Source organism: Kribbella sp. NBC_00889 (assembly GCF_045207705.1).
Taxonomy (GTDB): Bacteria; Actinomycetota; Actinomycetes; order Propionibacteriales; family Kribbellaceae; genus Kribbella.
On sequence record NZ_CP108783.1, the window covers coordinates 4,426,592 to 4,445,745 of the forward strand.

Consider the following 19,154-nt stretch of genomic DNA (forward strand, 5'->3'; position numbering starts at 1 on the left):
GACCAGACCGCGAGACGGCCTAAAAGTCTACTAATACGATGGACATAAACTCCTTTGTATGACTTTCCTCTGGTATCTCCCGAATCAGGTCGATCCCGGGCATCGCGGGGACGACGCCGGCGCGGGTCACAACAGTCTGGAGCGGTTGACCGAGCTCGCCCGGCTCGCCGAGGATCACGGCTGGGGCGGCGCGTTGATCGGGACCGGGTGGGGCCGGCCGGACACGTTCACGGTGGCGACCGCACTTGCGGCGCGGACGACGACCTTCCAGCCGCTGGTGGCGATCCGGCCCGGGTACTGGCAGCCCGCGCACTTCGCCTCGGCGGCGGGGACGCTGGATCAGCTGAGCGGCGGACGGCTGCTGATCAACATCGTCTCCGGCCAGGACAATCTCGCCGCGTACGGCGACTCCGAGGGCGACCAGGCGCAGCGGTACGCCCGGACGCGCGAGTTCCTCCAACTGGTTCGACGATTGTGGACCGAGGAGGACGTGTCGTACGCCGGTGAGTACTTCTCGGTCACCGGATCCACGGTCGCCACGCGTCCCGTCGTACGGCAAGGGCGGCCGCATCCGCGGTTGTACTTCGGGGGCGCGTCCGAGGCGGCACAGCGGGTGGCGGCGACGGATGCCGATGTGCAGCTGTTCTGGGGTGAGCCGCTGGACGGGATCGCGGAGCGGATCAGCAGGCTGCGTTTGCTCGAGTCCGAGCTGGGGCGGGAGCATCCGCCGCTGGAGTTCGGGCTGCGGATCACCACGCTCGTCCGCGACACCACCGAGCAGGCGTGGTCGGACGCCGAGGCAAAGGTCGCGAAGCTGGCGGAGGCTGCGGGCTCACGGGACCGCCGGTGGTTCAAGGCTGTCGGGCAGCAACGGTTGCTCGACCTGGCGGAGCGTGGCGACGTACTGGACGACAATCTGTACACGGCGCCGGGCAAGTACGGCGCAGGCGGCGCGGGTACGACGTGGCTGGTCGGATCACCCGACGACGTCGCGAAGTCCCTGCGCAAGTACCAGGACCTCGGCGTCACCCATTTCATCCTCTCCGACACGCCGTACCGCGAGGAAACAGTCCGCGTGGGCGACCAACTTCTGCCACTGCTCCAGGAGACCGCTCCGTGACCGGTTGACCGCGGCGCTGCTGGCCTCCTGGTGTCGTACGGTCCTGCGTGGACCGGGTCACTGATTGGGTAGGGACCGACAGGACGTCCGTTCAGCCTTGACGACTGCGTGCCGAGTGTGATCGGTTGATTACCGAGTGCCAGCAGCGAGTATCCGGTGCTTGTGAGGCACGTGAGGAGCACTTGATGGTGACATATCTGCCGCGGTCCGCCTGGAGGGCGCGGCCGCCGAACGACGGGCCGGGGAACCTGACCGTCTCCCGAGTCCAGGGCACGGTGATCCATTGGCCCGGGACCGGATCGACCAGTGTCATCCACAGCCAGGCGGCGGTCGCGTCGGCCTTGCGTGGGTGGCAGAACTACCACATGGACAACCGGGGCTGGTCGGACATCGCGTACCAGGTCGCCGTCGACCAGGCCGGCCGGGCCTGGACGCTGCGCGGGCTGCGAACCCAGTCCGGCGCGAACGGCAACGCCGATCTCAACGAGCGGTACGGCGCGATCCTGCTGGTGCTGGTCACCGGTGAGCAGCCGACCGCCGCGCTGAAGGCGACCACCCGCGCGGTGATCGCCGACTTCCGCACGATCTTTCCCCGCGGTACGGCGATCCGGCCGCACTCCGCGGTCCGGCCGGGCGGTACCGACTGTCCCGGCCCCGCAGCCCGGGCGGCGCTCGCCCGCGGCGAGTTCACCCCAGGTCACGTGGAGGACGATTTGCCGTACACACAAGCTCAGCTCAGGGCCATGATGCAGGCTGAGATCGAGGAGTACATGAGGCGGTTCTGGGCCGCGCCGACCGGCACCGGGACCGCCATCCGCAAACAGCTCAACCGGATCGAGGCCTCGGTCGCCCGCGCGGCGATCAGCGAGGAGAACGGCCTTGACCAGCCGCTCGTCCCGGCTCCGGAACCGCAGCCCGAAGTGGAGTCGCCGGCTGACGACGCCGATGTGCCCGAGTCCGGCAAGGACCCGGAGCCTCTCCCGGCGCCCGACGCACAGAAGTAGTGACCGCTCGCCGTACGTTGCTCAAGGCAACGTACGGCGTCCGGCGGCGGTGAGCACCCGCAGCGCGTTGAGGGTGATCATCTCGTTCGGACCGCCGCTTCCCCAGTCGACGACCTCAGGCGTCCGCGTGCCACCGAGTGGGCCCCACCACGGCGTACCGGCGTTCCACCGGCCGTCCGTTCGTCGCTGCTGCTCCAGCTCGTCCAGTGCCTCGGCGGCGCGTTCGTCCCGGGCGAGTCCGAGCCGCGACAACACGAGCAGGGCTTGCAGGATGTCGTAGTGCCAGTACGGCGGATAGGCCGGCCGCAACCACCGCTTGTTGATGACTGCGCCGGTCGACAGGCTCCGGAACAACCTGTGCTCGAGAAACAACTCCCCTGCCCGCAAGGCCGCGTCCTGGGCGGTTGTCTCTCCGGTGGCCCGGTAGTACTCATGCAGACCCCACGCCGCGGCATGCGTCTCATGGAACGACGAGCGCCGGCCGGACGCCTTCCGGTCGCAGTTCCAGCCGCCGTCAGGCCACTGCCACTCGATCAGCCCCTCCGCGAGCTGCTGGACGCGCGGATCTGCCGCCAGACCCAGCCGCGCACACGCTCCGAGCGTGTTCCCCTCGATCGAGCCACACCGTCGTACCAGTCCGTCGACGACACTCACGCCGTACTTGAGTGACCGCGTCACCTCAGCCAGGTCGTACTCCGCCGCCTCGACTGCCCGCGGCTCCCCGGCCGGCACCTCCAACTCCACCAGCGAAACGATCCGCCAGTGCGCCCCGGTCCACTTCTTGTACGCGCGCTTGTCCGCACAGGCATCAGTCAGCAACGTCTCCACGATCGCCCCACCGAGCACGTCCTCCCCATGCTCCTCGCCCAGCAAATCCCGCCGAGCCATCCCCCGAACCGCGGGCTCCGCCGACCCCACCAACCACGCCACCACATCCATCCCCCCAGTCTGTGCCCCTCGACCGACAAGTGCGCAGGACTGTCGGTAGCCCCTGGTTGGGTACGAGCGTGGATCTTGCGGAGCTTTCGGGGCGGTTGGAGAAGTTGTCGGTTCGGTACGGCGAGGTGCTCGGGTTCGAGCGGGATCCGGACTGGTTCTTGCTGAAGTTGCAGGAGGAGGTGGGTGAGCTGACGCAGGCGTACCTGCAGCACACCGGGCGGGCGCGGGAGAACGGGCTGGGGGCGGAGGAGATCCGGGCCGGGTTTCATCAGGAGTTCGCTGACGTGTTCTGTCAGTTGATCCTGTTCGCGCGGCAGCACGACGTGGACCTGGAGCGCGAGATCGAGCGGAAGTGGCTCGTGCACGAGGTCTAGCGTCAGTCCTGCTTCGGGCGGATGGCGAACATGATCGCCAGGACGAAACCGGGGATGACCAGGACCCAGGTGGAGCTCAGGTTCAGCAGGACCGGGGCCAGGCAGAGGATGAGGAGGTCGAAGCCTCGCATCGGCTGCGAGAACAGGCCGGGCGGGATCGCGCCCATCGGCGAGGCGACAAGCGGTCCGGAGTACGACGGCGGCCGCGCGGAGGCCTGGCGGACAGCGCCCGACAGCATCCCGGCGGCGACCGCGAACGCAGCGGCTCCGTTTCCGATGGCCGGGAACGCCAGCGCCGCCCACACCGCCGCGAACAACGCCGGGACGACCGCCATGATCGCCCGCAGCTCGCGCAGATCCATCCCGAGCGCACGGACCAGGCCGGTGGACCGGCAGACCGATCGCAGCCCGTCCATCAGCGGCCGTACGGCGACGAAGCCCGCGAACCCGGCAGCGATCGGCACCAGTACGTCGAACCCGGTCCCGGCGACGGCATACGGTACGACGAGCAACGCGAAGCCGATCACGAGCCGCCGGGGCCAGCGCAGGATCCGCAGGAACTCCCGCTGCACCAAAGCTGCACCCCCGGACCCACGGCCGCGCCGCGTCCGCACACGACCCTTCATCCGCCAGTGCCGGCCCGAGACGACGTCAGCCAGCATGCTGATGTCCAAGCTGCTCGCCGCCCCGGCCAGGCCTGCCAGCAGCTCACCACCGGCGATCACAGTGGTTCGAGTCAACTTGTCGAGCGTCTGAGCGGTGATGATCACCAGCGCAACCACCACGATCAGACAGACCACCCCGACCACCAGGAAGTGCGTCTGCGCCGACGTCAGCAGGGCCGGCTCCGACGAAGACTGGCTGATGGCAAAGAGCCCGGACCCGGTGATCGACTGATCCGACGCCGGCTCACCGCGGACCGCCAGCCACACCGCCGGAATCGCGGCCGCGATCAGCAGCAGGTCGGCCACGCGGAGCGTCCACCTGCTCCGCCCCGCCGACTGCTGCACCCACACTGTCAGACAAGCAGCGCAGACCAGCAGGGACGCCGTCAGCACCGACGCTTCCCCGATCGACCGCAGTTGCGCACCGAGCAGCGCCCAGGCGATCACCGACGCCACAGCGCCACCAACCGCCACAACGACGATCACGAGCCAGTACGCCGGCCGCAGCAAAGCCGTCCGATTCACCGGAGTGGCCAGCAGCCAGAACCCAGCCGCCCGCGACGCCGACACCGGCCCGACACTCAGCAGCACTCGCAGCGTTGTTGCCACGAGCAACGGCACGAGCATCCACGGCAGGTAGTGCGCCAGGTCCAAGCAGGCCGCCGTCGTACAGCGGGACGCGTCTGCGTTCAGCTGCCGTAGGACGTTGCCGCCGGTCGCCGCGGCCATCGCGAGCGTGAACAGGACCAGGTAGACGTCCTCGAAGATCTGCCAGAACGAGCGGTCCGCCCGGCGCCGCCGGGTCGTGCGCATCCACTGGCGCAGCGCCCGCGACGTCGGGATGGCGCCGAAGTCCGACGGGTCGAAGACGACCGGACCGTCCGCAGAGCTCATGGCAGCGGGGTCAGGGTGACGATGGAGTCCGCGACCGACTCGACCAGGGCCGGGTCGTGGCTGGCGAACAGGATCGACGTACCGGACCGCTTCTCCTCGCTCAGACGGTTGGACAACCACTGGACGCCGTCGACGTCGAGGCGAGCTTCCGGCTCGTCGAGGACGAGGAGTTTTCGCGGCCGGACCAGGGCCGTGGCCAGGGCGAGGCGGCGGCGCTGACCGGACGACAGCGAACCGGGCAGCTGGTCCGCGGCCGGCAGCAGGCCGATGTCGTCGAGCAGGGTGTCGACCAGGTCCTCCGGCTCCGAGTTGCCGTGGGCGCGGGCCAGCAGATCGAGGTGCTCGGCCGCGGTCAGGTCCGGGAAGAAGTCGAGGTCGTCGAGCAGGGTGGCGACGTCGCGTCGTACCGCTTCGGCACGTTCGTCGATCGGCAGGCCGTCCAGCAGGATCTTGCCGGCCGCGGGTTCGGCCGAGCCGACGATGCACTTGAGCACCGTCGTCTTGCCGGCGCCGTTCGGCCCGACCAGCGCGATCGCCTTCCCCGGTGCGAGGCTGAACGTCAGGCCCTCGATCACCGGGCGATCGCCGTACTTGTGCTGCAGCCCCGACACGGCGAGGCGCGCCGCCACCTTGCTCACGCGCGGCTCACTTCTTGCGGACCAGGGTGAGCCCGTCGCCGATGCCGAGCATGACCACGTCGACCCGGGCGTCCTTGGCGATGTGCGCGTTGAACTCCTTGCGGTCGACCGGCTCCTCGTCGTGAACGCCGACCACGCGCCCACCGGCGAGGGTGTTGTCGAACAACATCAGCCCGTTCGGCCGGATCAGCGGCAGCACTGCCTCGAAGTACTGGATGTACCAGTCCTTGTCGGCGTCCACGAAGGCCAGGTCGAACTCGCCGTCCAGCTCGGTCACCGACTGGTGCGCGTCACCGATCCGCAGGTCGATCTTGTCCGCCACGCCGGCCCGCTCCCAGTACTTGCGGCCGATCGAGGTCCACTCGTCGTCCACGTCGAGGCAGATCAGCCGCCCGTCGGCCGGCAGCCCGCGCGAGATCGCCAGCGCCGAGAAGCCGGTGAAGGTGCCGATCTCGACCGCCCGGCGGGCGGAGATCAGCCGGGTCAGCGTGGTCAGCAGCGCGGCCTGGTCCGGGGTGGTGAGCATGACCGAGGCCCGTCCGAGCCCCTGGGTCTCGGCGACCAGTTCGGTGGCGATCTCGTCCAGTGGCATACCGTGCGCGACCATGTAGCCGTGCAACTGGTCGGTCACCTGCACCTGATTTCCCATCGAATCCCGCCTTCCGTGTATTAGATCGATCGCCTGTAGTCTCTATGGGTTGCCTGAACCACGATCAACCACCCCACCCGAGGGAGCACCCCGTATGCGCATCGCCGTCGCCGGATCGATCGCGACCGACATCCTGATGACGTTCCCCGGACGGTTCAAGGACCAGTTCCTGGAAGAACAGATGCACAAGGTTTCGCTGTCCTTCCTGGTCGACGAGCTGGTGGTCCACCGCGGCGGCGTGGGGGCGAACATCTGCTACGGCATGGCCCAGCTCGGTCAGCCCTCGCTGCTGGTCGGTTCAGTCGGTGCCGACTTCGCCGAGTACGGCGCCGCGCTCACCGAGGCCGGTGTGGACGTGTCACACGTGCGGGTCTGTGAGAACGTACACACCGCCCGGTTCACGTGTACGACCGACCTGGACGCGAACCAGATCGCCTCGTTCTACACCGGTGCGATGGCCGAGGCGCGCGAGCTCGACCTGGCGGCGATCCACGCCGAGACCGGCGGGATCGACCTGGTGCTGGTCGGCGCCGACGACCCCGAGGGCATGCTCAAGCACACCGACCTGGCGAAGGCGCACGGGATCGCCGTGGCCGCGGACCCGTCCCAGCAGCTGGCCCGGATGGAGGGTGCGGAGATCCGGCGGCTCGTCGACGGGGCGACGTACCTGTTCAGCAACGAGTACGAGGCCGGCCTGATGGCGCAGAAGACCGGCTGGAGCAACGGGGAGATCCTGGAGCGGGTCGGCGTCCGCGTCACCACCCACGGCGGCGACGGTGTGGTGATCGAGAACGCCGGTGGCATCCTGGCCAAGGTCCCGGCCGTCCCGGCTCCGGGACTGGTCGACCCGACCGGCGGCGGTGACGCCTTCCGGGCCGGCTACCTCACCGGCCGCGCCGCGGATCTCGACCACGAGGCGGCCGCCCAGATCGGCTGCACCCTGGCCACCACGGTCCTCGAGACGGTCGGCACCCAGGAGTACACCCTGGACCGCGCCGCGTTCCTCGATCGCCTGGAGTCGGCGTACGGCTCGGGCGCCGCTGCCACGGCGGACGGCGCGCTCAAGTCGGCCTGACTTCTCAGAGCACGTCCACCGTGAAGGTGGCCTGATCGACTCATGCCCGGGAGCCTCGCACCGATCGCGGTGCGGGGCCGGCCGGTGACCTGAAGCTGCCAGTCAGCCCGCGGGGACGCCGCCGCCGACCGAGCGCACGAGCTCGGTCAGGCGGTTGAACACGCGCTCGGTGCTGAGGCCGTCGTGCTCGTACTCGTTCGTGACCCAGGCCTGCACGTTGCCGACCCGCCGGGCCGTGTCCAGTTGCAGCCCGGAGTCGACGTACATGTCGTCGTAGTACACCGCGGCCGCCACCGGTACGTCGTTCGCCGCGAGCCGCTCGAGGTCGTACAACTCCGACCACCGCGGCCGGGCCGCCAGGACCTCGACGGCTGCCCGGAAGGGACGCAGACCCCGGATCTCCTCGAACATCCAGGGGTACATCATCTCGCCGGTGAACAGCAGCGGCCGCGCGTCCTCGGCGAACTCCGGCCGCAGCGCCCGCTCCGCCTCGGCTGCCCACGCGGTCGCACCCTCGCCGGACCCGTAGATGCTCTCCTGCAGCGCGGCGAAGAGCGGCTCGGCGCTGTACGACGACTCCCCCATCACCTGGCTCAGGAACGTGTCCGACAACGCATCCCCGTCAAACGCCTCGTCGATCAGCCAATGCATCCGCTCGTACCCGGGCTTCATCCCGAAGGCGATCCCGAGCGACTGGAACCGCCGTACCGTCAGCCCGTCACCGTCCGGCAGCCGTACGTCGTCCGCCGCGAGCCGGTCCGCGATCGCGGCCACCCGGCCCACGTTGTGCGGATAGCGGCGGTAGAACTCGCGGTTCTTCGCCTCGACGCGCGGATAGGTACGCCGGTACACCTCGGCGGCATCCGGATCGATCGAGGCGAGACCGCCCGTCACGTAGCACGCGGTCAGCGCCTCGGGTGCCTTCGAGAGATAGGTCAGCGTCAGGAATCCGCCGTAGCTCTGCCCGAGCGTCGACCACTTGACCCCGCCGAAGACGGTCGTCCGCAGATGCTCGGCATCCGCGATGATCGAATCCGCGCGGAAGCACGCGAGGTAGTCCGCACCGGCCTCGGCGCTCTCGAACGACTCCATCCGCCGCGCGCTGATCGGCGTACTGCGACCAGTCCCGCGTTGGTCGAGCAGGATCACCCGGTAGGTCTTCAGCGCCGTCCCGATCCACCCGGACGGCTCGACCGGGCGCGGCGCCCGCCCGCCGGGACCGCCCTGCAGGTAGAGCAGGCAGGGTAGATCCTCGTCCTTGCGCATCGGGTCGACGACCTCGCGGGCGAACACGTTGATGCGGTCCGGACCGTTCGGAGTGAACCAGTCCAGCGGCACGGAGACGATGTGTTCGCGGACGTGCATTCCAGGGATCGTGTAGCTGGTCATAGGCGTGGGTCCACCGGTTCCGACTCGAGGGCTAGGACGGAGAAGACGCATTCGTGGATGCGCCAGAGCGGCTCACCGCGGGCGGCTCGCTCCAGGGCTTCCAGGCCGAGGGCGTACTCGCGGAGAGCGAGTGAGCGCTTGTGACCGAGGTTGCGGTCGCGGAGACGCTCGAAATTCGCGGGCTCGGTGTAGTCGGGGCCGTAGATCAGCCGCAGGTACTCCTGCCCGCGCACCTTCAGCCCCGGCTGCGCGAGCCCCTTCGCGGTCCGGGTCAGGTTGTCGGCCGGCTTCACGACCATGCCTTCACCACCCGCGTCGGTGAGCTCCTGCCACCACGCGATCCCGGCATCCCATCCCGACGCATCGACGTACAGGCGCCGGGTCGGCGTGATCAGGTCCGGGCCGGCGGCAACCATCCGGTCCGCGATGCCCAGGTGCCAGGCGTGCGGCCGGTCCTGGTACGTCGCTCCTTCCGACGCGAGCACCTGGAACGGCGCGACCCGGACCCCGTCGAGCCCGTCCGTCGGCCAGCAGTAGCGCCGGTACGCCGCGGTGAATCGCTCGACGTTCGCAGTACGACGCCCTGTTGCGGTGAGCAACCGGTCGACGTCAAGTCCCGCCGCAGCGGCGGATTCGAGCGCTGCGGTTGCCGCTGGCAATGAGTTGCGAGCGGCCGCACCGACAGCGGCGTACTGGTGACGGAGCAGGTCCTCGGCCTTGGCGCTCCACGGTAGAAGCTCGGCGTCGAGGAGCAGCCAGGACGTGTCGAGCTCGTCGAACACGCCCGCCGTCTCGACGACCGCTCTCAGCCTGAGCAGGAGCTCGTCGGTCAGTGGAGCTTCGAAGAAGGACCGTCCGGTGCGGGTGTGGACCGCGCCACGACCGGCGAGACCGAAACGCTTCTCGGCGACATCGTCATCCCGGGTCAGCAGAACCACGGCGCGGGAGCCCATGTGCTTCTCCTCGCACACCAACTCGGTGACACCTTGGCCCTTGAACGTCTCGAACGCCTGCAGCGGGTGCTCCAGCAGCCCGGGTTCGCTCGAGGTGGAGACCGGGCTCATCGTCGGCGGCAGGTACAGCAGGAAGCGCGGGTCGATCGCGAACCGGCTCATCACCTCCAGCGCGGCACCGGCCTGCTCGGCCCGGATACTCAGCCGGCCGTGGGTCGACGTCTCGATCACCCGGCGGCCGGTGACGTCAGTGAGCTCGAGCACGTCAGGCTCGCGTGCGGGCGCGGTTGCCACATGCAACGGTTTCGCCGGGGCGTAGTACTCCTCGGCCGCCTGGATCGAGACCAACTCGCGCTCGGGGTAGCGCAGCGCGGTGAGCGCGCCGCCGAAGACGCAGCCGGTGTCGAGGCAGATCGTGTTGTTGATCCACTCCGGCTCCGGGGTCGGCGTGTGGCCGTAGATGACCATCGCGCGACCGCGGTACTCGTTGGCCCACGGGTAGCGGACCGGTAGACCGAACTCGTCGGTCTCGCCGGTCGTCTCGCCGTACAGGCAGAAGGAACGGACGCGGCCGGATGCGCGGCCGTGCATGCGCTCGACCAGGCCGGCGTGCGAGACGACCAGCTTGCCTTCGTCGAAGACGTAGTGCGAGATCAGGCGGTCGATGAACTGCTCGACCGCGTCGCGGAACTCGGCCGGCTCCTCGGCCAGCTGCTCGAGCGTGGTCTCGAGACCGTGGCTGATCTTGACGTTCCGGCCTCTGAGTGCCTTGAGCAACTTGTCCTCGTGGTTGCCGGGAACGCAGTACGCGTGGCCGGCGGCAACCATTCCCATCACCAGCCGCAGTACGCCCGGCGTATCCGGGCCGCGGTCGACCAGGTCGCCGACGAAGATCGCGCGGCGCCCCGGGTGGACCGCGTCGATCGGGCGGCCGTTGGCGTCGCGGGTGAGGGTGTAGCCGAGTTCGGTCAGCAACTGCTCCAGCTCGGCACGGCAACCGTGGATGTCGCCGATGATGTCGAACGGGCCGGTCTGGTCGGTCAGGTCGTTGAAGAGCCGGGTGCGCTCGATGCTGACGGCATCGATCTCCTCGACGCTGTCGAGGACGTGAACAGTGCGGAAGCCTTCGCGCTTCAGGCTGCGCAGACCGCGCCTCAGCTGCGAACGCTGCCGGGCGACGACCTTCCCGCCGAACTGGCGATCCGGGCGTTGTGCGTTGCGCTCCACGCAGACACGCTCCGGCGGATCGAGCACGATGGCGATCGGCAGTACGTCGTGCTCCCGCGCCAGAGCAACCAGTTCCTTGCGCGCCTCGGGCTGCACGTTCGTCGCGTCGATCACGGTCAACCGGCCGGCGGCGAGGCGCTTGGCCGCGATGAAGTTGAGCACCTCGAACGCGTCCTTGCTGGCCGCCTGGTCGTTCTCGTCGTCAGACACCAGCCCACGGCAGAAGTCACTCGAGATCACCTCGGTAGCCCTGAAATGCGTCCGGGCGAACGTCGACTTCCCGGAACCACTGGCCCCCACCAGAACCACAAGACACAGGTTGGGGATGTGAAGTGCGCCCATCAGCTCATGACCTCCCCGTCATCCCGCCGGTCGCGCCCTCGGGGGCGACGCGGATGAAGAGCGCTAGTTGCGTCGGCGGGCCCACCTCCGGGTCCTCCGGACCTACCGGACGGAACTCCACGGCGTAGCCGTTGTCGTGGGCAACCGCGGTGGCCCAGGACTGGAATTCGGTGCGGGTCCATTCGAAGCGGTGGTCGGGGTGGCGGAAACGGCCGGCGGGCAAGGACGGGAAGCGGACGTTGTAGTCGCTGTTGGGGGTGGTGACGATGACCGCGGCGGGGCGGGCGGCCTGGAAGACGGACTTGGCCAGGGCGGGCAGGCGTGGTGGGTCGACGTGCTCGATCACCTCCATCAGGACGGCAGCGTCCAGGCCTGCCAGGCGGTGGTCGGCGTACGTCACCGACGACTGCAGGAAGCGCAGCCGCTCCCGCTGACGGTCGGGCAGGTCGTTGTAGTGCAGCCGCCGCTTGGCGCCGATCAGGGCCCGCGCGGACACGTCGGTAGCGATCAGCTCGCCGACCATCGGGTCCTTCAGCAGCTCACCGACCAGCGCGCCCTCACCGCAGCCGAGGTCCGCGATCCGCCGCGCCCCGAGCTCCCGCAGTACGCCGGCAACCGTCTGGCGACGTTCGACCGCCAGCGACACCGAGCCTTCCTCCGATGGCTCCTCCACGAGCTCCACGCCGTCGGCCTCGGCGAGGCGCTCGAGGGCGGTGTCGGCTAGGTACCGGCGGTGGGCCAGGTAGCGGTGGGAGATCAGGTCCTTCTCCGGGTGCGTGCCGAGCCAGCCCTCGCCGGCCCGGACCAGCTTGTCGACCTCGTCCGAGCCGACCCAGTAGTGCTTGGCGTCGTCCAGCACCGGGAGCAGGACATAGAGGTGATTGAGTGCGTCGGCCAGCCGGAGTACGCCGGTCAGCCGCAGATCGACGTACCGGGAGTCACCCCACGCGGGGATCTCCGGATCGAGCGGCACCGGCCGAGCGTCGACGATCCAGCCGAGCGGGCCGAACATGCGGGCGGCCAGCTCGGCGCCGCCGTTGCATGGCAGCGCGGGGACGTGGATCTCCAGCGGGATCGGCCGGGCGGCCAGGTCGGGGCGGGCGTCGCAGCGGCCGTTCATCGCGGTCCGGAAGAGCTTGCCGAGCGCGACGGCGAGCAGGCTGGAGGCGGCGTACGGCCGGTCGTTCACGTACTGCCCGAGGGTGAACCCCTCCTGCGCCTTCCCCCGCCCGGAGCGGACGAGCGCGATCGGGTCGATCTCGAGCAGGACGGCCGCCGTACAGCGCTCGTCGGTGGCGTCGGGGTAGAACACATGCGCTGTGCCGCCGGTCACCTCGATCCCCTGCGGTCGCGCCGGGTTCTTGTGCAACAGGAACCCGAAATCGCTCGCGGGTGCGTCAACTCCGGCAAGGTCGGTGGCTAGCGTCAGGAACACTTCCGTATTCGATCACGGGACGCGACCGGACCGGGACCGAAATACCGCGAGGCGGATCGAGGATCGAGACACGCGGGGAGATCTCTGGCGTGTCGGCCGGTTTGGTTCTAACTTGATTTGAGAAGATCTGTCGCTACAGACCGTACTTCCCCGCTGACAGTCCGTATTGTCCCCGGTTTGTGGCGAGCGCCCATCCACGCCGACCACCGGGGAAAGGACCATGGCACCCTCAGGCCAATCCAGTTCGGGCTACGGCGGTTCCACGCATTCCGGCGAGGTCCGCCGGTGAAACCGCAGACCTTCGAACTCGTCCGTTACACCGATATCAGCGGAGTCTCCGGCACCGGCATCGTGGCCGAAGGCTGTGTCTTCACCGACGGCTCGGTCGCGCTCCGCTGGCACGGCCCCAACCCGTCCACGGCGATCTGGCCGGACCTCGACTCCATCCTCGCCGTCCACGGCCACTGCGGCGCCACCGTAGTGCGCTGGATCGACGTCTCCGAGATGGAACCGGTCCCCGGCACCGATCTGCTTCCAGGCGAGGTCGCCCACATCCTCGCCACCGGACGGAACACCCACCACCGCCCACCGGCAGTGGCCACGGCCTGACCGCCGGCTACGGCGTCAGACCCGTGAGTGCGAAGAACTCCTGGCGTGAGCTGGGGTTCTCGCGCAGCGTGCCGTGCAGGGACGACGTGACCGTCCGGGAGCCGGTGGCGCGAACACCGCGCAGCGACATGCACTGGTGCTCGGCCTCGATCACCACGCCGACACCCTTCGGCGCCAGGTGGTCCTGGAGCCAGTCGGCGACCTGCTTGGTCAGCCGTTCCTGGACCTGGAAGTCGCGGGCGAACAGCTCGACCACGCGGGCGAGTTTGGACAGCCCGAGAATCCGCTCCCCTGGCAGGTAGCCGACGTGCGCGACGCCGGTGAACGGCAGCAGGTGGTGCTCGCACAGGGACTGGACCGGAATGTCCTTGGCCAGCACGAGTTCGTCGTACCCCTCGTCGTTCGGGAACGTGGTCAGCTCGAACTCGCGTGGGGTGAGCATCTCGGCGTACGCGTCGGCCACTCGCCTGGGGGTGTCGGCGAGGTGGGCGCTGTGCGGGTCCCGGCCGAGCGCGGTCAGCAGATCCGCGACGGCCCGCTGGGCGGCGGGGAGATCGATCTCCGCACGGCCGGGGACGATATGGAGGGGGACGGATTCGAGATCGGCCGAAATCGCCATCTGCACACTCCCTGAGGGGTCAACGGACCTGAGTCACTATACATTTTCATCAACGGATCTTGTCGATAGAATCATCCCGTGGACATGTCCTGGGACGCGAGCCTGCAGGCCGTCGCCGTGCTCGAGGAGCCGACGCGACGCCGGCTGTACGAGTACGTCGTCGCCCAGCCGGCGCCGGTGAGTCGCGAGGAAGCGGCCGCCGCGCTCGGCATCCCGCGGACCACCGCCGCGTTCCACCTGGACCGGTTGACCGAGGAGGGCCTGCTCGCGACCGGCTTCGAGCGCCGGACCGGCCGCACCGGCCCCGGCGCCGGGCGGCCCGCGAAGCTCTACCACCGGTCCGACCGGGAGATCGAGATCACCCTCCCCGAGCGCCAGTACGCCGTGGCCGGCCGGCTGCTCGCGGCCGCGGTCGAGGACGCCGAGACGACCGGCAGCTCACCCCGCGACGCGGTCAACCGCAAGGCCGAGGAGTACGGCGAGGCCCTCGGGAGGACCGGATCGGGGCTCTCGCTGACCGACATCCTGGAGCGGCACGGCTTCGAGCCGCGCACCGCCGAGGACGGCATCGCGCTCGGCAACTGCCCCTTCCGCCGCCTCGCCGCCGAACACCCCCGGCTGGTCTGCGGCATGAACCTGCACCTGGTGACCGGCCTCCTCAACACCGTCGACGAGCCCCTCGAAGCTCGCCTCGACCCGCAAGCAGGCCACTGCTGTGTGCGTCTCGTAAGCTCGGCTGGTGGCGAAGAGTAGGCAGAGCCAGGGAACGCCCGCGACGGTTGCGCTGACGAAGGCGAAGGTGGAGTTCAGCACGCACACCTACGACCACGATCCGGCGGCGAAGTCGTTCGGGCTGGAGGCGGCCGAGGCGCTGGGGCTGGCGGCCGAGCAGGTGTTCAAGACGTTGCTGGTCGAGGTCGACGGCAAACTCACGGTCGGCGTCGTACCGGTCGACAAGCAACTCGACCTGAAGGCGATCGCGGCCGCGGCAGGCGGCAAGAAGGCGGTGATGGCCGACCCGGCCGCCGCCGAACGCACCACCGGGTACGTCGTCGGCGGCATCAGCCCGATCGGCCAGAAACGCGCTCTGCCCACGGTGGTCGACAGCACGGCCACCGAACACGCCAAGGTCTACGTGTCCGGTGGCCGCCGCGGTCTCGACATCGGCCTGTCCCCCGCCGACCTGATCACCGTGACCAGGGCGCGGACGGCAGCGATCAGCCGGTAATGCTGGGCTTGCCGATCTCCAGGTGGCCGGTCAGACGACGCCGGTACGACGTGTCGTCCGGGCTGGTGACCTCGACGTCGTACCAGCCGTGGTCGGTCGGCCAGGACAGGGACCGGTTCTGCTTGCCCCGCAGTTCGATGGTGACGGTCTTGCGGCCGTAACCGCGAGCCTTCAACTTGACGGTCAGCGACTTGCGCGAGGTGTTGACGAGCTCCAGTTCGAGCTCGTTGCCGTGCCGGTCGGTGCGCACGTCCAGCCCCGCGGCGGGTCCGTCGACGGAACCGGCCAGCTCGGCCCAGAACCGGTTCGGACCCTGGACCGCCAGCTCGAACGGGCCGTCCACGGCGATCGTCTCGACGTGCGAGCGCTGTACGTCGAGATGTGCCGGCAGCGGCAGCTCACCGCCGTACGGGTAGATGGCGAAGTGCGCGGCCTGGTCTCCGTCGTTGCCGAGGGCCAACATCAACTTGCCATCGGCAACGAACCCGGAAATCGACGGCTGGTAAGGCAGAGCGCGCGCCGGACGACGGCCGTGCTCCTGTTGCGGCACTGCCTGGTCGGCCGGCGGCGTCGGCTTCCACCGCGCGATCGGCGCCGGCACCGGACCGGGTGCGTCGACCGACGGCTGCCGGTACGCGCGATCGAAGTCGAACGCCGAGGTGAGGTCGCCGCACGCGGTGCGGCGCCAGGTGCTGATGTTCGGTTCCTTCACACCGGTCCAGCGTTCGAGGAACTGGATCACCGACGTGTGGTCGAACACCTGCGAGCTGACGTGTCCGCCGACGGTCCACGGCGACACCACGGTCATCGGCACCCGTGGCCCGAGTCCGATCGGCCGACCGGCGTACCAGTCGTCACTCTCACCCGAAGCGGGCCGCGGCGCGACCGGCGGCGGGACGTGGTCGAAGTAGCCGTCGTTCTCGTCGAAGTTGATCAGCAGCACGGTCTTGGACCACGTCTCCGGGTCCGACGCGATCGCGTCGAGCAGGTCGTAGACCAGGTTCGCGCTGCCCACCGGCGTGGACGAACCGGGGTGCTCGGAGTCGACCGCGGACGGCACCAGCCAGCTCACCTGCGGCAGCTTCCCGGCCTTGATGTCGGCGCGGATCCGCGGGATCAGCGACTCCGGCTCGGACCGGTACATCGCCTTGCGGAACAGCTTCTGGTCCTTGACCGACAGCTGGTCGACCGCCGCGTCCAGCTGCTTCAGCGCATCGGTCCGCTCGGCCGGCGTCTTCGCGAAGAGCTTGTCGTAGAACTCCTCGGTGGTCCGGTAGCCGCCGGGCACTGACGCCAGGATCCGGTGACCCAACTCCTTGAAGGTCTTGAAGTACTCGACTGCGTTGTCGGTGAAGTTGTCCCACTCCTGGTAGATCTGCCACGACACCCCGGCCCGCTCCAGCCGTTGCGGGTACGCCGTCCAGTCGTAGCCCAGGTGGTTGTAGTCGTACGCCGCGTTCGTGACCGCGCGCTGCGTCGTACCGGGCTCGTAGCCGGTCGTGCCGGACCACAGGTAGTTGCGGTTCGGGTTGGTGGAGCCGTTGACGGAGCAGTGGTAGGCGTCGCAGATCGTGAAGGTCTCGGCGAGCTCGTACTGCAACGGAATGTCGCGGCGCTCGTAGTGGGTCATGGTGGCGGACGTCTTGGCCTGGACCCAGTCGTCGTGCCAGCCGTTGCTCCAGGCCTGGGTCGCGTCGCTGTAGCCGTGGGCCAGCGCACCGAGGTACTGGATGTCGTCGGGCTGCCGGCCGGCCGCGGCCGCCGCCTCGCGGACCGAGAACGGCAGCACCTCGCCACCGCCGGTCTGGGGCTGGTGGAACACGCTCTTGCGGTTGCGCAGCCGCAACGGCTGCCGGTCACCGAACCCGCGTACGCCGCGCAGGGTTCCGTAGTAGTGGTCGAACGAACGGTTCTCCTGCATGAGCACGATCACGTGCTCGATCGCTCGCAAGCCACCTCGCCGCACAGGTTGCGCCATCGCGGTATGCAGCGAGGGTGGGAGCAGCGACATCGCTGCCCCACCCGCCGCCGAACCGAGCACCAGGCGCCGGGAGATCTCAGTCATGCCCCGGACAGTAAGCAAAGCCTGTGGCCGCCGCGCAGCCGCAAGATGAACAGCTATCCGCGCCGTGTTACCGCCGCGTCACGCAGCTTCTCGAGCACTGTTTCGGTGGTTTCCCAACCCATGCAGGCGTCGGTGATCGACTGCCCGTAGGTCAGCTCTCTCGTGGGGTCGAGTTCTTGGCGGCCCTCGGCCAGGAACGACTCCAGCATCACGCCGACGATCGCCCGGTTGCCCGCGGCGACCTGTGCACCGATCTCGCCGGCCACCACCGGCTGCCGGCGGTGGTCCTTGCGGCTGTTGCCGTGGCTCGCGTCGACGACGACCCGCTCCGCCAGACCCGCCTTTCGCAGCAGTTCCTGAGCTCCCGCGACCGACTCTTCGTCGTAGTTGGGTCCGCCGTCGGAGCCGCGCAGGACCAAGTGGCAGTCCGGGTTGCCGCGGGTGTGCAGGATGGCCGGCGCTCCGTCGTGGTCGATACCGGTGAACACGTGCGGTACGGCGGCCGCCTTGATCGCGTCGACCGCCGTACCGATCGAACCGTCGGGACGGTTCTTCATGCCGATCGGCATCGACAGGCCGGACGACAGCTGGCGATGCACCTGGCTCTCAACGGTCCGGGCGCCGATCGCGCCCCATCCGACGAGATCGGCGATGTACTGCGGCGTGATCGGGTCGAGGAACTCGCAGCCGACCGGAAGGCCGAGCTCGAGCACCTGCAGCAGCAACTGCCGGGCGGTCCGCAGGCCGCGATTCACGTCACCGGAGCCGTCCAGGCCGGGGTCGTTGATCAGCCCCTTCCAGCCCAGGGTCGAGCGCGGCTTCTCGAAGTACACGCGCATCACCACGAGAAGACCGTCGGACAGGCGCTCGGCGACCGGGCGGAGGCGTTCGGCGTACTCGAGGGCCGCCTTCGCGTCGTGCACCGAGCACGGGCCGACGACGACCAGCAGGCGGTCGTCGACGCCGTTCAGTACGTCGGCGACCGCCTGGCGGCCGTCGACGACGGTCCGGGCCAGGGAGTCACTCAGCGGCAGCTCGTCGTGCAGCGCGAGCGGAGTGATCAACGGGACGGTCTTCTCGATCCGTCGATCGACGACGGCCGCCTGACTGGCCTGGTGCGGGATGGTGTTCATGACTGGGGACCTTTCCGCCGGACATCGCGGAAGGTCGCAGGCAGCCGGCTGGGAACGAGAAAAGGCAAGGACGGATGTCCTTGCCTTCGGGCCGGCTCTGGTGTCTTCGGTGGGCGTCAGCGATCGGCTGAGTCGCCCGGCACCAAGGCCGGCCACTCAAAAAATCGCCAATAGCTACGCGTCACGGCACCGACAGTACCACCGGCGCGGAAAGTCCGTGGCATCCGCGCCTCGATCATGGTTGTCTCAGCGGGTGAGCATCCGTACCGCGCGCCAGGACGAGCTGGAACTCCTGCGCGAACTCGAGGTCGCCGCCGGCGTCCTCTTCCGCGACATCGGCATGACCGACATCGCCGAGCATCCAGCGCCGCCGCTCGAGCTGTTCGAGCAGAGTCGCCGGGCCGGCCGGCTCTGGGTCACGACCGACGCCGACGACCGTCCGACCGGCTTCGTCCTGGTCACGCTGGTCGACGACGCGGCGCACATCGAGCAGGTGAGTGTCCATCCCGACCAGCAGGGTCAGGGCCTCGGCCGCCTGCTGATCGAGCACGTCGACTCGTGGGCGGCTGAGCAGGGTCTGCCCGCACTCACCCTCAGCACCTTCCGCAGCGTGCCCTGGAACGGCCCGTACTACGCCCGCCTCGGCTTCGTGGAGTTGCGGCCGGACGAGTGGACTCCTGGTCTGACCGACCTGCTGGCCGCCGAGACGGCGTTCGGACTCGACCCGGCGCAACGCATCTTCATGCGCCGAGCTGTCACTCCTCAGTAACCGCAGGCGGTCCGGCCTCGTTGAGGG

At 69.1% G+C, this 19,154-nt stretch carries 18 protein-coding genes; 8 read left to right on the top strand and 10 right to left on the bottom strand.

Features of this window, described 5'->3' with window-relative positions:
• Positions 1-58: 58 nt before the first annotated feature.
• Positions 59-1,120 carry an LLM class flavin-dependent oxidoreductase gene (locus OG817_RS21355; protein ID WP_406057176.1) on the top strand — a complete coding sequence of 354 codons (1,062 nt, stop codon included), beginning with the start codon at positions 59-61 and terminating at the stop codon, positions 1,118-1,120.
• A 185-nt stretch (positions 1,121-1,305) separates the two neighbouring features.
• A complete protein-coding gene (locus OG817_RS21360) occupies positions 1,306-2,124 on the top strand; it encodes a hypothetical protein (RefSeq protein WP_406057178.1) in 819 nt (272 codons plus the stop codon).
• Positions 2,125-2,145: 21 nt separating this feature from the next.
• On the opposite strand, the gene OG817_RS21365 is transcribed toward OG817_RS21360, so the two are convergent.
• Positions 2,146-3,063 carry a hypothetical protein gene (locus tag OG817_RS21365; RefSeq protein ID WP_406057180.1) on the bottom strand — a complete coding sequence of 306 codons (918 nt, stop codon included), beginning with the start codon at positions 3,061-3,063 and terminating at the stop codon, positions 2,146-2,148.
• A gap of 68 nt (positions 3,064-3,131) precedes the next feature.
• Here OG817_RS21365 and OG817_RS21370 point away from each other — a divergent pair, with 68 nt between their 5' ends.
• Positions 3,132-3,437, top strand: coding sequence for a pyrophosphatase (locus OG817_RS21370; RefSeq protein ID WP_406057182.1), 306 nt, complete (start codon positions 3,132-3,134; stop codon positions 3,435-3,437).
• Positions 3,438-3,439: 2 nt separating this feature from the next.
• Here the strand turns inward: OG817_RS21370 and OG817_RS21375 are convergent, their stop codons facing one another.
• The 3 genes from OG817_RS21375 to OG817_RS21385 are packed head-to-tail and all read right to left on the bottom strand — an operon-like array spanning position 3,440 to position 6,283.
• On the bottom strand, positions 3,440-4,996 hold the full coding sequence (locus OG817_RS21375) for a DUF6297 family protein (protein WP_406057184.1): 1,557 nt from the start codon (positions 4,994-4,996) through the stop codon (positions 3,440-3,442).
• Positions 4,993-5,634: an ATP-binding cassette domain-containing protein gene (locus tag OG817_RS21380; RefSeq protein ID WP_406057186.1), complete on the bottom strand. Its 642-nt coding sequence runs from the start codon at positions 5,632-5,634 to the stop codon at positions 4,993-4,995. The genes OG817_RS21375 and OG817_RS21380 overlap by 4 nt, the downstream gene beginning before the upstream one ends.
• Positions 5,635-5,641: 7 nt before the next feature.
• The gene (locus OG817_RS21385; RefSeq protein ID WP_406057187.1) at positions 5,642-6,283 is read right to left on the bottom strand and encodes an O-methyltransferase; all 642 of its coding nucleotides are present in this window, start codon (positions 6,281-6,283) and stop codon (positions 5,642-5,644) included.
• Positions 6,284-6,377: 94 nt separating this feature from the next.
• Here OG817_RS21385 and OG817_RS21390 point away from each other — a divergent pair, with 94 nt between their 5' ends.
• Positions 6,378-7,358, top strand: a complete 981-nt coding sequence (locus OG817_RS21390) for a carbohydrate kinase family protein (RefSeq protein WP_406057189.1) — start codon at positions 6,378-6,380, stop codon at positions 7,356-7,358.
• 102 nt (positions 7,359-7,460) lie between these two features.
• On the opposite strand, the gene OG817_RS21395 is transcribed toward OG817_RS21390, so the two are convergent.
• The 3 genes from OG817_RS21395 to OG817_RS21405 are packed head-to-tail and all read right to left on the bottom strand — an operon-like array spanning position 7,461 to position 12,704.
• A complete protein-coding gene (locus OG817_RS21395) occupies positions 7,461-8,747 on the bottom strand; it encodes an alpha/beta fold hydrolase (protein ID WP_406057191.1) in 1,287 nt (428 codons plus the stop codon).
• The gene (locus tag OG817_RS21400; RefSeq protein WP_406057193.1) at positions 8,744-11,236 is read right to left on the bottom strand and encodes a polynucleotide kinase-phosphatase; all 2,493 of its coding nucleotides are present in this window, start codon (positions 11,234-11,236) and stop codon (positions 8,744-8,746) included. The genes OG817_RS21395 and OG817_RS21400 overlap by 4 nt, the downstream gene beginning before the upstream one ends.
• A gap of 37 nt (positions 11,237-11,273) precedes the next feature.
• Entirely contained in the window at positions 11,274-12,704 is a 1,431-nt protein-coding gene (locus OG817_RS21405; RefSeq protein WP_406057195.1) for a 3' terminal RNA ribose 2'-O-methyltransferase Hen1, read from the bottom strand.
• Positions 12,705-12,989: 285 nt separating this feature from the next.
• Between OG817_RS21405 and OG817_RS21410 the strand changes: the two genes are divergently transcribed.
• Positions 12,990-13,313: a hypothetical protein gene (locus tag OG817_RS21410; protein WP_393383261.1), complete on the top strand. Its 324-nt coding sequence runs from the start codon at positions 12,990-12,992 to the stop codon at positions 13,311-13,313.
• A 7-nt stretch (positions 13,314-13,320) separates the two neighbouring features.
• Here the strand turns inward: OG817_RS21410 and folE are convergent, their stop codons facing one another.
• A complete protein-coding gene (gene folE, locus OG817_RS21415; RefSeq protein ID WP_360447787.1) occupies positions 13,321-13,932 on the bottom strand; it encodes a GTP cyclohydrolase I FolE in 612 nt (203 codons plus the stop codon).
• A gap of 84 nt (positions 13,933-14,016) precedes the next feature.
• On the opposite strand from folE, the gene OG817_RS21420 reads away from it, so the two are divergent.
• Both OG817_RS21420 and ybaK read left to right on the top strand, forming a co-directional pair.
• A complete protein-coding gene (locus OG817_RS21420; protein ID WP_406057473.1) occupies positions 14,017-14,685 on the top strand; it encodes a helix-turn-helix transcriptional regulator in 669 nt (222 codons plus the stop codon).
• The gene (ybaK, locus tag OG817_RS21425) at positions 14,672-15,160 is read left to right on the top strand and encodes a Cys-tRNA(Pro) deacylase (RefSeq protein WP_396389234.1); all 489 of its coding nucleotides are present in this window, start codon (positions 14,672-14,674) and stop codon (positions 15,158-15,160) included. Before OG817_RS21420 ends, ybaK begins: the two co-directional genes overlap by 14 nt.
• On the opposite strand, the gene OG817_RS21430 is transcribed toward ybaK, so the two are convergent.
• Both OG817_RS21430 and OG817_RS21435 read right to left on the bottom strand, forming a co-directional pair.
• Positions 15,150-17,225, bottom strand: coding sequence for a phosphocholine-specific phospholipase C (locus OG817_RS21430; protein ID WP_406057198.1), 2,076 nt, complete (start codon positions 17,223-17,225; stop codon positions 15,150-15,152). The genes ybaK and OG817_RS21430 overlap by 11 nt on opposite strands.
• A gap of 53 nt (positions 17,226-17,278) precedes the next feature.
• Complete coding sequence (locus OG817_RS21435; RefSeq protein WP_406057200.1) at positions 17,279-18,358, bottom strand: 3-deoxy-7-phosphoheptulonate synthase; 1,080 nt, start codon at positions 18,356-18,358, stop codon at positions 17,279-17,281.
• A 253-nt stretch (positions 18,359-18,611) separates the two neighbouring features.
• Here OG817_RS21435 and OG817_RS21440 point away from each other — a divergent pair, with 253 nt between their 5' ends.
• Positions 18,612-19,127, top strand: a complete 516-nt coding sequence (locus OG817_RS21440) for a GNAT family N-acetyltransferase (protein WP_406057202.1) — start codon at positions 18,612-18,614, stop codon at positions 19,125-19,127.
• The last annotated feature ends 27 nt before the right edge of the window (positions 19,128-19,154 follow it).